Here is a 12,934-nt window from a genome sequence, read left to right as displayed (position 1 = left end):
AGGCCACGGGGGCATGCCCCCCTGCCCGTGAACAGATCAAGCCATGAAAAAAGCAGCCCCGCCGCAGCGTCCCGCGCGGTGGCCGGCGTCGCGCATCAGTGAAGCCCGCAGCCGCGTCGGCCTGCCCCAGGCAGACTTCGCCGAATTGCTGGGCGTCAGTGTGCGCACTCTGCAGGATTGGGAACAAGGCCGACGCAACCCTTCGGGCGCGGCCCAGACCCTGCTGCGGGTGGCGATACGCCATCCGGAGACCTTGCGCGACCTGCCACCCATGGACGAACCGGCCTGAAAAACTCCCGCGACGCGGCCGCCCGCCGCGCGCGAACCTACGGTGAACAAGATTGGAAATCCTGGAAACATCCCGGGCCGGCAAGGGCCCCAGCATCACCGCGGGCCATCGCCCTGACAAGGACGCAGGCCATGGCGGCGGCGCCGGCAAGCCCGGCAAGGGCGGCGGCGACCGCTCTCCGCGCGTGGGCTTTGTCAGCCTCGGCTGCCCCAAGGCGCTCGTGGACTCGGAGCGCATCCTCACGCAGCTGCGCACCGAGGGCTATGAGGTCACGCCCGAATACAGCGACGCCGACGTGGTGGTGGTCAATACCTGTGGCTTCATCGACAGCGCCAAGGCCGAGTCGCTGGAGGCCATTGGCGAGGCCCTGGCCGAAAACGGCAAGGTCATCGTGACCGGCTGCATGGGCGTGGAAGAATCCGCCATCCGCCAAGTGCATCCCAGCGTGCTGGCCGTCACCGGCCCGCAGCAGTACGAGCAGGTCGTGCGCGCCGTGCACACGGCCGCGCCGCCGCGCCAGGATCACAACCCCTATGTCGACCTGGTGCCGCCGCAAGGCATCAAGCTCACGCCGCGCCACTACGCCTACCTGAAGATTTCCGAGGGCTGTAATCACCGCTGCAGCTTCTGCATCATCCCCTCCATGCGCGGCAATCTGGTGAGCCGGCCGGTGGGCGATGTGCTGAACGAGGCCGAGCGCCTGGTCAAGGCCGGCGTGAAGGAACTGCTGGTGATCTCGCAGGACACCAGCGCCTACGGCGTGGACCTGAAGTACCGCAGCGGCTTCTGGAACGGCCGTCCGGTCAAGACGCGCATGACGGAGATGTGCGATGCGCTCTCGGAACTGGGCGTCTGGACGCGGCTGCATTACGTCTATCCCTATCCGCACGTCGACGACATCATTCCGCTGATGGCCGATGGCCGCGTGCTGCCCTACCTGGACATCCCTTTCCAGCACGCCAGCCCGCGCATCCTCAAGGCCATGAAGCGTCCAGCCTTCGAGGACAAGACGCTGGCGCGCATCCAGCAATGGCGCGCCGCCTGTCCGGACCTGACCATACGCTCGACCTTCATCGTGGGCTTTCCGGGCGAGACCGAAGCGGATTTCCAGTATTTGCTGGACTGGATGAGCGAAGCGCAGCTGGACCGCGTGGGCTGCTTCCAATATTCGCCGGTCGAGGGCGCGCCGGCCAACGCCCTGGCCGATCCGGTGCCCGATGCCGTCAAGCAGGAGCGCTGGGAGCGCTTCATGGAACACCAGCAGGCAATCTCGGCGGCTCGCCTGCAGGCCCGCATCGGCCGCGAGATCGATGTGCTGATCGACGAGGTCGACGAGGACGGCGCCGTGGGCCGCTCCAGCGCCGATGCGCCGGAGATCGACGGCTGTGTGTATGTGTCCAGCGAGACCCCGGTCAAGCCCGGCGACATGGTCCGCGTGCGCGTCACCGACGCCGACGAATACGACCTCTGGGCCGACCGCATCTGATTGCCGGCGCCATCGCGGCCGGCGATGGCGCCGGCCGCGCTTCAGGGCTGGGGCCGGCTCAGGTGATCGACAAACAGCTTGGCCGCCGTGGGCAGGGCGTCGAAGGCGCGCACGCAGATCTGGATCTGGCGGCGCGCCCAGGGTTCGGTCAGCGGGATGATGCGGATGTTGAACATCACCGAGTAGCGCTGCGCCAGGTCCAGCGGCAGCACACCCACGCCCAAGCCTGAGTCCACCATGAAGCACAGCGCGTCAAAGCCGGTGACCTGCACCTTGAGCTTGACGTTGCGCTTGGCGCCGCTGGCCGCATGCGACAAGATGCGGTTGATGGCGCTGCCGCGATGCAGGCCGATGAAGTCATATTCGAGCGCATCGACGAAGCGAAACCCGGGCTTGGCCTGCAAGGGGTGGTCGGCCGGCACCACCAGCGCCAGCATGTCCTCCCGATACGGCAGGATCTCGACGTCGTGATCGGGCACCGTGCCCGAGAAAATTCCCACATCGGCGGCGTTTTCCGCCACGGCCTTGATGATGGCCGGGGTGATTTTCTCTTCGAGGTCGACTTGAACATTGGGATATTCGCCCAGGAAGTCCTTGATGTCCTTGGGCAGGAACTGCGTGATGGCCGAGATGTTCGCAAATACGCGGACAAAGCCGCGCAGGCCGCTGGCATATTCGCGCATGCGCACCGCCACCTCGTCCAGCTCATGCAGCGCGCGCCGCGCCATGGTCGACAGCGCGAAGCCGGCCGGCGTGGGCTGGATGCCCTTGTTGGTGCGGGTCAGCAGGCGTATGCCCAGGTTTTCTTCCAGTTCGCTCACGCGCTTGCTGACCGCCGCCGCGGCGATGTGCTCCTGCTCGGCGGCCGCGGCGATGGTGCCCAGCTCGACCACGCTGATGAAGAGCTTCAGGGAGGTGGGATCGAGACGCATGAAACGGCCAGCCCAGGAAAACAGTCAGGGCGCCCATTTTAGCCGCGCCGGCGCCCGTCATCGCGTTTGGCGATGGCGGCATCGCTAATGACTGCTTTAGCCGCCCGGCCCGCCATTGTTAGACTCGCCGCAAAATGGCCTTGATGTCACCGGCATCGGGCGATAAGTTCGATGTGGAAGACGAGACAGGCATGAAATTGCAGAATGCCCAGCTGCTGCGGCAGCAGGCCTATATCGGCGGGCGCTGGTGCGACGCCGACAGCAAGGCCACCATCACGGTGCGCAATCCCCACGACGGCAACATCCTCGGCACAGTACCCAATCTGGGCGCGGCCGAGACCGCCCGCGCCATCGAGGCCGCCGACGGCGCGCTGCCGGCCTGGCGCGCCAAGACCGGCAAGGAACGCGGCGCCATCCTGCGCAAATGGCAGCAGCTGATCGAGGCGCATGCCGACGATCTGGCGCTGCTGCTCACGCTGGAGCAGGGCAAGCCCTTGGCCGAGGCGCGCGGCGAGCTCAACTACGCGCTCTCCTTTGTCGAGTGGTTCGCCGAGGAAGCCAAGCGGGTCTACGGCGATGTGCTGCCCTCCCCGCGCGGCGACCAGCGCATGATGGCCATCCGCCAGCCGGTGGGCGTGGTCGCGGCCATCATTGCCTGGAACTTCCCTTCGGCCCTGGTCACGCGCAAGGTCAGCCCCGCGCTGGCCGCCGGCTGCACCGTGGTGCTCAAGCCATCCGAGCTCACGCCCTTCACCGCCCTGGCGCTGGCCTGGCTGGGCGAGCAGGCGGGGATTCCGCCGGGCGTGCTCAATGTGGTGATCGGCGATCCGGCGCCCATCGGCGCCGAGCTCTCGGGCAACACCACCGTGCGCAAGCTGACGTTCACCGGCTCCACCCAGACGGGGCGCCTGCTGATGCAGCAAAGCGCCGCCAACATCAAGAAACTCTCGCTCGAACTCGGCGGCAATGCGCCCTTCATCGTGTTCGAGGATGCCGACCTGGACGAAGCGGTGCAGGGGCTGATGGCCTCCAAGTTCCGCAATGCCGGCCAGACCTGCGTCTGCGCCAACCGGGTCTATGTGCACGGCTCCGTGGCCCAGGCGTTCACGGACAAGCTGCGGGCCGAGATCGGCAAACTCAAGCTGGGCGGCGGACTGGAGCCCGGCGTCACGCTGGGTCCGCTGATCGACCAGCGCGCCGTGGACAAGGTGTCCAGCCTGGTCGAAGACGCGCGCGCCAAGGGCGCCGCGGTGCTGGCCGGCGGCAAGCTCCAGGCGGCCGGCACGCTGCTGTACGAGCCCACGCTGCTGACCGGCGTGACCGACGCCATGGAGATTGCCCACCAGGAGATCTTCGGTCCGGTGGTCGGCATCAGCACCTTCGAGGACGAGGCCGCCGTGCTGGCCCGCGCCAACGACAGCGAGTCCGGGCTGGCCGCCTATTTCTACACCGCCGACCTGGAGCGCGTCTGGCGCGTCATGGAAGGGCTGGAGTACGGCATCGTGGGCGTGAACACCGGCGCGGTCTCCAATGAAGTCGGCCCCTTCGGCGGCGTCAAGGAGTCGGGCATCGGCCGCGAAGGCTCCAAGTACGGCATCGAAGAATTCCTGGAAATCAAATACGTCTGCCTGGCCGGCAAGACGTTCAACACCGCGCGCTAGAGCCGCCATGAACCAAGCACAGCAAGCGTCCCTGCGGGATGCGGACCGTTACGACTATGTGATCGTGGGCGCGGGCGCCGCCGGCGCCATCCTGGCCAACCGCCTGAGCGCCCAGGGCGCCACGGTGTGCGTGCTGGAAGCCGGCCCGCCCGACCACAGCCCCTGGCTGCACATCCCGGCCGGCTTCATCAAGGCCGTCTTCAACAAGAAATACGCCTGGCAGTTCTCCAGCGAGCCCACCGACCTCACCAATGGCCGCCGCGTGCCCATTCCGCAAGGCCGCACGCTGGGCGGCTCGACTTCGATCAACGGCCTGGTCTACAACCGCGGCCAGGCCGCCGACTACGACCATTGGGCCAGCCTGGGCAATCCCGGCTGGTCCTATGAAGAGGTGCTGCCCTACTTCAAGTCCATGGAGCGGCGCGCCGGCGGCGATGACCGCTACCGCGGCCGCAAGGGCGAGCTGCCGGTCACCGACATCGACTGGATCCATCCGCTGTGCGAGGCCTTCATCGCCGGCGCCGTGGAGCAGGGCCTGCCGCGCAATCCCGATTACAACGGCGCCAGCCAGGCCGGCGTCGGCTATTTCCAGCGCACCATAAGCCGGGGCTGGCGCATGAGCACGGCGCGCTGCTTCCTGCGTCCGGCCATGTCGCGCAAGAACCTGACGGTGCGCACCCATGCGCAGGCCACGCAAGTGCTGTTCGAGGGCAATCGGGCCGTCGGCGTGGCCTATTGCGATCCGCGCCAGCCTTCGGCCGCGCGCAGCGTGCGCGCCAACCGTGAAGTCATCGTCGCCAGCGGCGCCATCAACACGCCCAAGCTGCTGCAGCTCTCTGGCCTGGGCCCGGGCGATTTCCTGCGCGAGCTGGGTATCCCGGTGGTGCGGGACCTGCCTGGCGTGGGCGAGAACCTGAGCGACCACTATTCGGTGCGCGTCGTGGCGCGCGTCAAGCAAAGCCAGACCATGAACGAGCTGGTCAAGGGCCTGAACCTGGTCGGCCAGGTCAGCCGCTGGTTGCTCAAACGTCCCAGCATCATGGCCCTGAGCCCTTCGCTGCTGCACTACTTCTGGAAGTCGCTGCCCGAGCTGGATGCGCCCGACCTGCAAGGCGTCTTCACGCCGGCCAGCTACAAGGAAGGCTATGTGGGCGTGCTGGACGACTTCCCCGGCATGACGGCGGGTGTGTGGCAGCACCGTCCGCAAAGCCGCGGCCAGGTCCGCCTGCGCTCCGGCGATCCCATGCAGGATCCGCTCATCCACGCCAACTACCTGAGCCATCCCGACGACCAGATCACCCTGGTGCGCGGCATACGCCTGGCGCGGCGCCTGCTGCAATCGCAGGCGCTCGCGCCCTATTTCGATGGCGAAGCGCTGCCCGGCCCCATGTGCCAGTCGGATACCGAATTGCTGGATTTCGCCCGCCGCTATGGCGTGTCCTCGTATCACGTCAACGGCACGGCCCGCATGGGCCCGGCCGGCGACCGCCTCGCGGTGGTCGATCCCCAGCTCCGTGTCCACGGCGTGCAGAACCTGCGCGTCGTCGACTCTTCCGTCATGCCCTCGATGCCTTCGGCCAATATCTGCGCGGCCACCATGATGATAGGCAACAAGGCGGCGGACCTGATCAAGCAGTCCTGATCCACCAGCAGTTCTGATCGTTAAGGCGCCCCTGACAGGGGCAGCCCAGGAGACAACGCAGTGAAACACCACAACCCGCTCAAGGCCCTCGTCCTGACCGCCGCCCTGCTGGCCAGCGCCAGCGCCCTGGCCGACGACATCAAGATCGGCTTCAACAGCGATATGTCGGCCACCGGTTCGGCCGACTTCGGCATTTCGGCGCTGGCCGGCGCCCGCCAGGCCGCCGACGAACTCAATGCCGCCGGCGGCGTGCTGGGCAAGAAGGTCGTCATCGTCAGCCGCGATGACGTGGGCGCGCCGCCCAAGGCCATCCAGAACGCCAATGAACTGGTGAACAACGAAAACGTCGCCGCCATGCTGGGCGGGGTCAATTCCGGCAATATGCTGGCCTGGCTGCACATCGTGCAGCAACGGAAAATCCCGACGATCTCGCCGGTGGCGACCGCCACCGACATCACCGGCCGCTACGCCAAGTCGCCGCCGAACTATGTCTTCCGCGTCTCCATGCGCGACCGCGACCAGATCGCGCTGCTGGCCGCCTACGCGGCGCGCGCCAGCAAGACGGGCAAGATCGCCATCATCGCCGACACCACGGGCTATGGCCAGCAGGGCGCCAAGGACGCGCTGGAGATCCTGGCGCTGCACAACATCAAGCCGGTGGCCAACGAGAAGTTCGGGCCGAAAGACACCGACATGAGCTCGCAGCTCAACAAGATCAAGAGCGCCGGCGCCGATACCCTGATCGTCTACGCGCTGGCGGATTCCAATGCGCATGTCATGCGCAGCCTGGAGAAGATCGGCTACTTCCCGGTCACGCTGGCCTCCTGGGCCAACCTGAGCTCGCCCTTCTTGCGCATCGCCGGCCCCGACCTGGCCAAGAAGATGATCTTCACCGCCTCGATCACGGAGGATTCCTCGGCTGGGTCCAAGGCGCTGTACGACACGCTCATGAAGCGCGATGGCCGCCTGCCGACCTATGTAATGGCCGCCCAGGCCTACGACTCGGTCAAGCTGATCGCCGCCGCCATGGAGCAGGCCAAGTCCACCGAGGGCGAAAAGGTCCAGGCCGCCCTGGAGAACCTGCAGGAAGCCAAGGGCGTGATCAAGACCTATAACAAGCCCTTCACGGTGGAAAACCACGAGGCCCTGTCGGTCAAGGATTTCCGCCTGGTGCGCTGGGTCGACGGCAAGGTGGTCTCGGTCGATGACGAGATCGTCAAGGCCATCACGCCGGCAGACCTCAAGCTCTGATCGACGCAAGGCGCGCCCCTGTCGCGGCAGGGGCGCGCCGGCAAGGACTCCAGCATGCAATTACTACAAGCCATACTCAGTGGATTGGCCATGGGCAGCGTCTACGCCCTGGTCGCGTTCGGTTTCAGCATCACCTACACCACCACCAAGACATTCAACTTCGGCCAGGGGGCTTTCCTGGCGCTGGCCGGGCTGATCGGCATCAGCGCCATCGTGCTGCTCACGCAGGGCAAGCTGATCGGTTTCCCGGCGCCCGAGGACGTCACCTGGGGCAGTTTTCTGTTCGCGCTGGCCGCGGCCATGCTGGTGCTGGCCCTGCTGGGCTATGTGCTCTACATCACCGCCATCAAGCACTTCGTGGGCGAGGCGGGCCTGTCCTGGGTCATGAGCACCATCGGCTTTGGCATCATCATCCAGAACCTGGCCCTGCTCATCTGGGGTCCGGCGCCCATCGCCGTGGCGTCCCCGCTGGGCGAGGGCGTGGTCAACGTGCTGGGCGCTGGCGTGCGGCCGCAGGAAATCCTCGTCTTTGGCACCACCCTGGTCCTGATGATCGTGCTGGACTGGGCGCTGCACCGCACCAAGATGGGCAAGGCCGTGCGCGCGGTGGCCTTCAGCAAGTCGGCCGCCAGCCTGATGGGCATCAACGCCAACGCGGTCGCCGTCGGCGTATTCGCCATCAGCTCGGCCCTGGCCGCGGTGGCCGGCGTCATGGTCGCCCCCATCGCCACGGCCTCGGTCTTCGTGGGTGCGCTGCTCTCGCTCAAGGCCTTCTCGGCCGCCATCCTGGGTGGCCTGGAGAATCCGCGCGGCTGCATCTTCGGCGGCTTTCTGATCGGCCTGCTGGAGTCGCTCATCGGCCTCTGGTACTCCAATCTGCGCGAGATCGCCGTCTTTGCCCTGATCATCGTCGTGCTCTATTTCCGGCCTGCCGGCATCCTGGGCCGCGTCCACGCGGAGAAAGTATGAACCTGCGCCATCTGCTCGTGCCGCTCGGCGTGGCCGCCCTGGCCGTGGCCGCCGCCTATTCGGGCCTGAACGATTTCTACCTGCTCATTCTCTTTAACATCGGCATCTATTTCATTGCCGCCACGGGCTTCAACATCCTGGTTGGCCAGACCGGCCAGAAGTCGCTCGGCCACGCCGGCCTGTTCGGCGTGGGCGCCTACACCGTGGCGCTGCTGACCGTGAACTACCAGGTCAACCCCTGGCTGGCGCTGGCCGCCGCGGCCGGGGTCTCGGGCCTGTTCGGCGTGGCCATCGCGCTGCCCGCGCTCAAGGTCAAGGGCCCCAGCCTGGCCATGGTCACCATCGCCTTCGGCCTGCTGATCGAGAAAATCGTCTCCGAGTGGACCGATGTCTTCAAGGGCCAGGAAGGGTTCTACGGCATCGGCGGGCTGACCTGGGACGGCGCGCCGCTAGACGGGCGCCAGTGGGTGGTCGTGGTGGTCGCCATCGGCCTGGCCCTGCATGCGGCCACCTCGCTCTTGCTCAACGGCCGTTTCGGCCGGGGCTTTGCCGCCGTGCGCACCTCGGAGATCGCCGCCGGCAGCGTGGGCATCAGCGTCTACCGCTTCAAGATCCTTGCCTTTGTCATCAGCGCCATCACCTGCGGCATCGCCGGCGGCCTGGTGGCCCAGCAGAACCAGTACATCAACTCCGACTTCGTCAACTTCAACCTCTCGGTCTTCTTCCTGGTGCTGGTGCTTTTCGGCGGACGCACCCCGACCGGCTCCTTCCTGGGCGCGGTGGTGCTCACCGTGCTCGACGCCATGCTGGCGCGCTGGCCCGAGGTGCAGCACTTCGCCTATGGCCTGATCCTGCTGTTCGCCCTGTACGCCATGCCCGAGGGGCTGGCCGGCCTGCTGGCCCGGGTGCTGCCGCGCCGCAGCCTGCTCAGCCAGGATGAGCGCCGGGCCATCGAGCCCTGGTCGCCGCCGCAGGCCCGCTCCCGCGGCCAGGCCGACTTCCTCGTGGTCAAGGACCTGTACAAGGCCTTCGGCGGCGTGGTGCCCACCAACAAAGTGTCCTTCTCCCTCAAGGAGGGCAGCATCGTCTCGCTCATCGGCCCCAACGGCGCGGGCAAGACCACGACGCTGAATCTGCTGTCCGGACTGGTGACGCCCGATGCCGGGAGCATCCGCTTCAAGGGCCGCGACATCGTGGGCTTGCCCGCCGACCAGATCGCCGCGCTGGGCATCGGCCGCACCTTCCAGAACCTCAAGCTCTTCGAGGGCCTGTCCACGCTGGAGAATGTGATGGTGGGCCTGTACCGCGTGCAGCGCTCGGGCTTCTGGGCCAATCTGCTGGGCCTGCCCGCCAGCCTGGCCGAGGAGCGGCGCATGCGCCGCCAGGCCTATGCCCTCCTGAAGTTCTTCGAGCTCGAAGGCTACGCCGACGAGGCCGCCAACAGCCTGCCCTACGGTCTGCAGCGCCGCCTGGAGATCGCCCGCGCGGTGGCCGCCATGCCCGAGCTGCTGCTGCTCGATGAGCCGGCCGCGGGCCTGAACCCGGCCGAGACCGAGGCGCTGACCGGGCTGATCGCCAAGCTGCGCGACAAAGGCCTGACGGTGCTGCTGATCGAACACCACATGGACCTGGTCATGGCCATCTCGGACCAGATCGTCGTGCTGGACTATGGCGTGAAGATCGCCAGCGGCCTGCCGGCCCAGATCCAGGAGAACCCCAAAGTCATCGAAGCCTACCTGGGCGCCCCCGCGTAGGAACCAGCCATGAGCAGATTGCTAGACATCCAGAACCTGTCGGTCAACTACGGCGCGGTCAACGCGCTCAAGGAAGTGTCGCTGCACGTCGATCGCCACGAGATCGTGACCATCATCGGCGGCAACGGCGCGGGCAAAAGCAGCATGATGCGCGCGCTGTCGGGCATCGAGAAATCCACCGGAGAGGTGCTGCTCGAAGGCCGCAGCCTGGCCGGCATCGCCGCGCACCAGCGCGTGGGCCTGGGCATTGCCCACGTCCCCGAGGGCCGCCAGGTCTTCCCCGACCAGACCGTGCACGACAACCTGATGCTGGGCGCCTTCCTGCGCCGCGAATCGCAGGACGTGCTGGACCGCGAAATCCAGCACTGCTTCGACATGTTCCCGCGCCTGCGCGAGCGGCGCGACCAGTACGCCGGCACCCTGTCCGGCGGCGAGCAGCAGATGCTGGCCATCTGCCGCGCCCTCATGAGCAAGCCCCGCATCCTGATGCTCGACGAACCCTCGCTGGGCCTGGCCCCGCTCATCGTCGCCGAGATCTTCCGCATCATCAAGGCCCTCAAGGAACAGGGCATGACCATCCTGCTGGTCGAGCAGATGGCCAACCAGGCCCTGGCCATCTCCGACCGCGCCTATGTGCTGGAGGTCGGCAGCATCGTCATGCAGGGCAGCGGCCAGGAACTGCTCGCCAGCGAGCGCGTGCGGCAGGCCTATCTGGGCAAAAACAAGCATTGACGGGATTCAGCATGTCAACCAAACCCCTGAACGGCATCCGTGTCCTCGAACTCGGCCAGCTTATCGCCGGCCCCTTCGCGGCCAAGATGCTGGGCGAGTTCGGCGCCGAAATCATCAAGATCGAGCCGCCCGGCAAGGGCGATCCGCTGCGCAACTGGCGCCTGATCCACGACGGCACCTCCGTATGGTGGCAGGTGCAGTCGCGCAACAAGAAGTCCGTCAGCCTGGACCTGCGCCAGCCCGAAGCGCAGGAACTGATCCGCAAGCTGGCGGCCGAGGTCGATGTCGTCATCGAGAACTTCAAGCCGGGCACCATGGAAGGCTGGGGCCTGGGCTGGGAGGACCTGCGCGCCATCAATCCGCGCCTGGTCATGCTGCGGGTCTCGGGCTATGGCCAGACCGGCCCCTACCGCGACCTGCCGGGCTTCGGCGCCATCGGCGAGGCCATGGGCGGACTGCGCCACCTGAGCGGCGAACCCGGCCGCACGCCGGTGCGCGTGGGCGTGTCCATCGGCGACTCGCTCTCGGCCCTGCACGGCGTGATCGGCATCCTGCTGGCGCTGCGCTCGCGCGACGCCACCGGCCAGGGCCAGTGGATAGACGTCGCCCTGTACGAGTCGGTCTTCAACATGATGGAAAGCCTGCTGCCCGAGTACGCCGTCTTCGGCGAAGTGCGCCAGGCCGCCGGCAGCAGCCTGCCGGGCATCGCCCCCAGCAATGCCTACCGCTGCCAGGACAATAAATACGTGCTGATCGCCGGCAATGGCGACAGCATCTTCAAGCGCCTGATGGGCGTGATCGGCCGCCCCGACCTGGCCGACGCCCCCGAGCTGGCCAACAACGCCGGCCGCGTCAAACATGTGGAGATGCTGGATGCGGCCATCTCCGAGTGGACCGGCCGCCACGACCAGGAAAGCGTCCTGGCCGCCCTGAACCAGGGGCAGATACCGGCCGGCAAGATCTACGACGTGGCCGATATCGCGGCCGACCCGCATTACCGCGCCCGCGGCATGATCATCGACGAACAGCTGGCCGACGGCACGCCTATCCAGGTGCCCGGCGTCGTGCCCAAGCTGTCCGCCACGCCCGGCGAAATCGCCAGCGCCGCTCCCACTCTGGGCCAGCACACCGACGAAGTGCTCGAAAGCCTGGGCGTGGACGCGCAGCAGCGCGCGCAATGGCGCGCGCGCGGCCTCATCTGAGAACGCCATCATGGAAAACAAGGGCAAGAAGCTCTACATCCAGGAAGTCGCGCCGCGCGACGGCTTCCAGAACGAACGCCAGTTCATCGACACCGAAGACAAGATCGCCTTCATCGACAAGCTCTCGGCCAGCGGATTCGCCAAAATAGAGGTGACGTCGTTCACCTCGCCCAAGGCCATCCCGGCCCTGCGTGACGCCGAGATGGTCATGCACCGCATCCAGCGCCATCCCGATGTGATCTACACCGTGCTGGTGCCCAATGTGCGCGGCGCGCAGCGCGCCATGGAGTGCAAGGTCGACGAGGTCAACCTGGTCATGTCCGTCAGCGAAACCCACAACCGCGCCAATCTGCGCATGAGCCGCGAACAATCGCTGGAGCAGCTCACCGATGTCATCGCGGTGCTGCGCGACAGCGACATCGCCATCAATGTCTCGCTGTCCACCGTGTTCGGCTGTCCCATGGAAGGCGATATCAACGCCTTCGACGTCTACGAACTGGTGGGCCGTTTCGCCAGCCTGGGCGCGCAGGGCGTGACACTGTGCGACACCACCGGCATGGCCTATCCGTCGCAGGTGCGCCGCATCGCCGCCGAGACCCGGCGGCTGTTCCCGGGCCTGGGACTGACGCTGCACTTCCACAATACGCGCGGCATGGCGCTGGCCAACACCATGGCGGCGCTGGAGGCCGGCATCGACCGCTTCGACGCCTCGCTGGGCGGCCTGGGCGGCTGCCCCTATGCGCCGGGCGCCAGCGGCAATGCCTGCACCGAAGAACTGGTGCACATGCTCAACCTCATGGGCTATGACACCGGCATCAACGTCGAACGCCTGCTGGAGATCTCGGCCACGCTGCCCGGCCTGGTCGGCCACGACATCCCCAGCCAGCTGCTCAAGGCCGGCACGCGCTCGCGCCTGCACCCGGCGCCGGCCTGAGGCGCCGAAACGGCGGCGGCCTGACGCCGGGGTCGCCAGGCGCGTAAACTAGAGCGGTTCTTCATTCGGCCGGCCCCTGGCC

At 66.9% G+C, this 12,934-nt stretch carries 11 protein-coding genes; 10 read left to right on the top strand and 1 reads right to left on the bottom strand.

What is annotated here, in order from left to right; all coding sequences use genetic code 11:
- Positions 1-43 precede the first annotated feature (43 nt).
- Both AXA74_RS15750 and rimO read left to right on the top strand, forming a co-directional pair.
- Positions 44-289 carry a helix-turn-helix domain-containing protein gene (locus AXA74_RS15750; RefSeq protein ID WP_029579768.1) on the top strand — a complete coding sequence of 82 codons (246 nt, stop codon included), beginning with the start codon at positions 44-46 and terminating at the stop codon, positions 287-289.
- A gap of 184 nt (positions 290-473) precedes the next feature.
- Positions 474-1,775 carry a 30S ribosomal protein S12 methylthiotransferase RimO gene (rimO, locus tag AXA74_RS15745; RefSeq protein ID WP_032958754.1) on the top strand — a complete coding sequence of 434 codons (1,302 nt, stop codon included), beginning with the start codon at positions 474-476 and terminating at the stop codon, positions 1,773-1,775.
- Between the two features lie 41 nt (positions 1,776-1,816).
- Here the strand turns inward: rimO and AXA74_RS15740 are convergent, their stop codons facing one another.
- On the bottom strand, positions 1,817-2,707 hold the full coding sequence (locus tag AXA74_RS15740; protein WP_032979197.1) for a LysR family transcriptional regulator: 891 nt from the start codon (positions 2,705-2,707) through the stop codon (positions 1,817-1,819).
- A 191-nt stretch (positions 2,708-2,898) separates the two neighbouring features.
- Here AXA74_RS15740 and AXA74_RS15735 point away from each other — a divergent pair, with 191 nt between their 5' ends.
- From AXA74_RS15735 to AXA74_RS15700, 8 genes are read left to right on the top strand one after another with little or no spacing between them, the layout of a single operon-like run.
- Positions 2,899-4,368 carry an NAD-dependent succinate-semialdehyde dehydrogenase gene (locus AXA74_RS15735; protein ID WP_032963207.1) on the top strand — a complete coding sequence of 490 codons (1,470 nt, stop codon included), beginning with the start codon at positions 2,899-2,901 and terminating at the stop codon, positions 4,366-4,368.
- Positions 4,369-4,375: 7 nt separating this feature from the next.
- Positions 4,376-6,010, top strand: coding sequence for a GMC family oxidoreductase (locus AXA74_RS15730; RefSeq protein ID WP_048939731.1), 1,635 nt, complete (start codon positions 4,376-4,378; stop codon positions 6,008-6,010).
- A gap of 60 nt (positions 6,011-6,070) precedes the next feature.
- Positions 6,071-7,261, top strand: coding sequence for an ABC transporter substrate-binding protein (locus tag AXA74_RS15725; protein ID WP_029579773.1), 1,191 nt, complete (start codon positions 6,071-6,073; stop codon positions 7,259-7,261).
- A 54-nt stretch (positions 7,262-7,315) separates the two neighbouring features.
- Complete coding sequence (locus AXA74_RS15720) at positions 7,316-8,230, top strand: branched-chain amino acid ABC transporter permease (protein WP_080700484.1); 915 nt, start codon at positions 7,316-7,318, stop codon at positions 8,228-8,230.
- A complete protein-coding gene (locus AXA74_RS15715) occupies positions 8,227-9,984 on the top strand; it encodes a branched-chain amino acid ABC transporter ATP-binding protein/permease (RefSeq protein ID WP_029579775.1) in 1,758 nt (585 codons plus the stop codon). Before AXA74_RS15720 ends, AXA74_RS15715 begins: the two co-directional genes overlap by 4 nt.
- Before the next feature lie 9 nt (positions 9,985-9,993).
- A complete protein-coding gene (locus AXA74_RS15710) occupies positions 9,994-10,716 on the top strand; it encodes an ABC transporter ATP-binding protein (RefSeq protein ID WP_032958499.1) in 723 nt (240 codons plus the stop codon).
- Positions 10,717-10,727: 11 nt separating this feature from the next.
- Positions 10,728-11,918: a CaiB/BaiF CoA transferase family protein gene (locus AXA74_RS15705; protein ID WP_029579777.1), complete on the top strand. Its 1,191-nt coding sequence runs from the start codon at positions 10,728-10,730 to the stop codon at positions 11,916-11,918.
- 10 nt (positions 11,919-11,928) lie between these two features.
- Positions 11,929-12,852 (top strand): hydroxymethylglutaryl-CoA lyase, encoded by a 924-nt coding sequence (locus AXA74_RS15700; protein WP_032958501.1) that lies wholly within the window; start codon positions 11,929-11,931, stop codon positions 12,850-12,852.
- The last annotated feature ends 82 nt before the right edge of the window (positions 12,853-12,934 follow it).

It is taken from the genome of Bordetella hinzii LMG 13501, from assembly GCF_001548475.1.
Classification (GTDB): domain Bacteria; phylum Pseudomonadota; class Gammaproteobacteria; order Burkholderiales; family Burkholderiaceae_B; genus Bordetella; species Bordetella hinzii.
Note: the sequence above shows the minus strand (reverse complement) of the source record. Positions and strands in the feature narration are given on the sequence as shown.

What these genes read in the sequence shown, in the direction of transcription:
- AXA74_RS15750 (WP_029579768.1), top strand. Translation starts at nt 44, where the DNA reads ATGAAAAAAGCAGCCCCGCCGCAGCGTCCCGCGCGGTGGCCGGCGTCG.
- AXA74_RS15740 (WP_032979197.1), bottom strand. Translation starts at nt 2,707, where the DNA reads ATGCGTCTCGATCCCACCTCCCTGAAGCTCTTCATCAGCGTGGTCGAG.
- AXA74_RS15735 (WP_032963207.1), top strand. Translation starts at nt 2,899, where the DNA reads ATGAAATTGCAGAATGCCCAGCTGCTGCGGCAGCAGGCCTATATCGGC.
- AXA74_RS15730 (WP_048939731.1), top strand. Translation starts at nt 4,376, where the DNA reads ATGAACCAAGCACAGCAAGCGTCCCTGCGGGATGCGGACCGTTACGAC.
- AXA74_RS15720 (WP_080700484.1), top strand. Translation starts at nt 7,316, where the DNA reads ATGCAATTACTACAAGCCATACTCAGTGGATTGGCCATGGGCAGCGTC.
- AXA74_RS15715 (WP_029579775.1), top strand. Translation starts at nt 8,227, where the DNA reads ATGAACCTGCGCCATCTGCTCGTGCCGCTCGGCGTGGCCGCCCTGGCC.
- AXA74_RS15710 (WP_032958499.1), top strand. Translation starts at nt 9,994, where the DNA reads ATGAGCAGATTGCTAGACATCCAGAACCTGTCGGTCAACTACGGCGCG.
- AXA74_RS15705 (WP_029579777.1), top strand. Translation starts at nt 10,728, where the DNA reads ATGTCAACCAAACCCCTGAACGGCATCCGTGTCCTCGAACTCGGCCAG.
- AXA74_RS15700 (WP_032958501.1), top strand. Translation starts at nt 11,929, where the DNA reads ATGGAAAACAAGGGCAAGAAGCTCTACATCCAGGAAGTCGCGCCGCGC.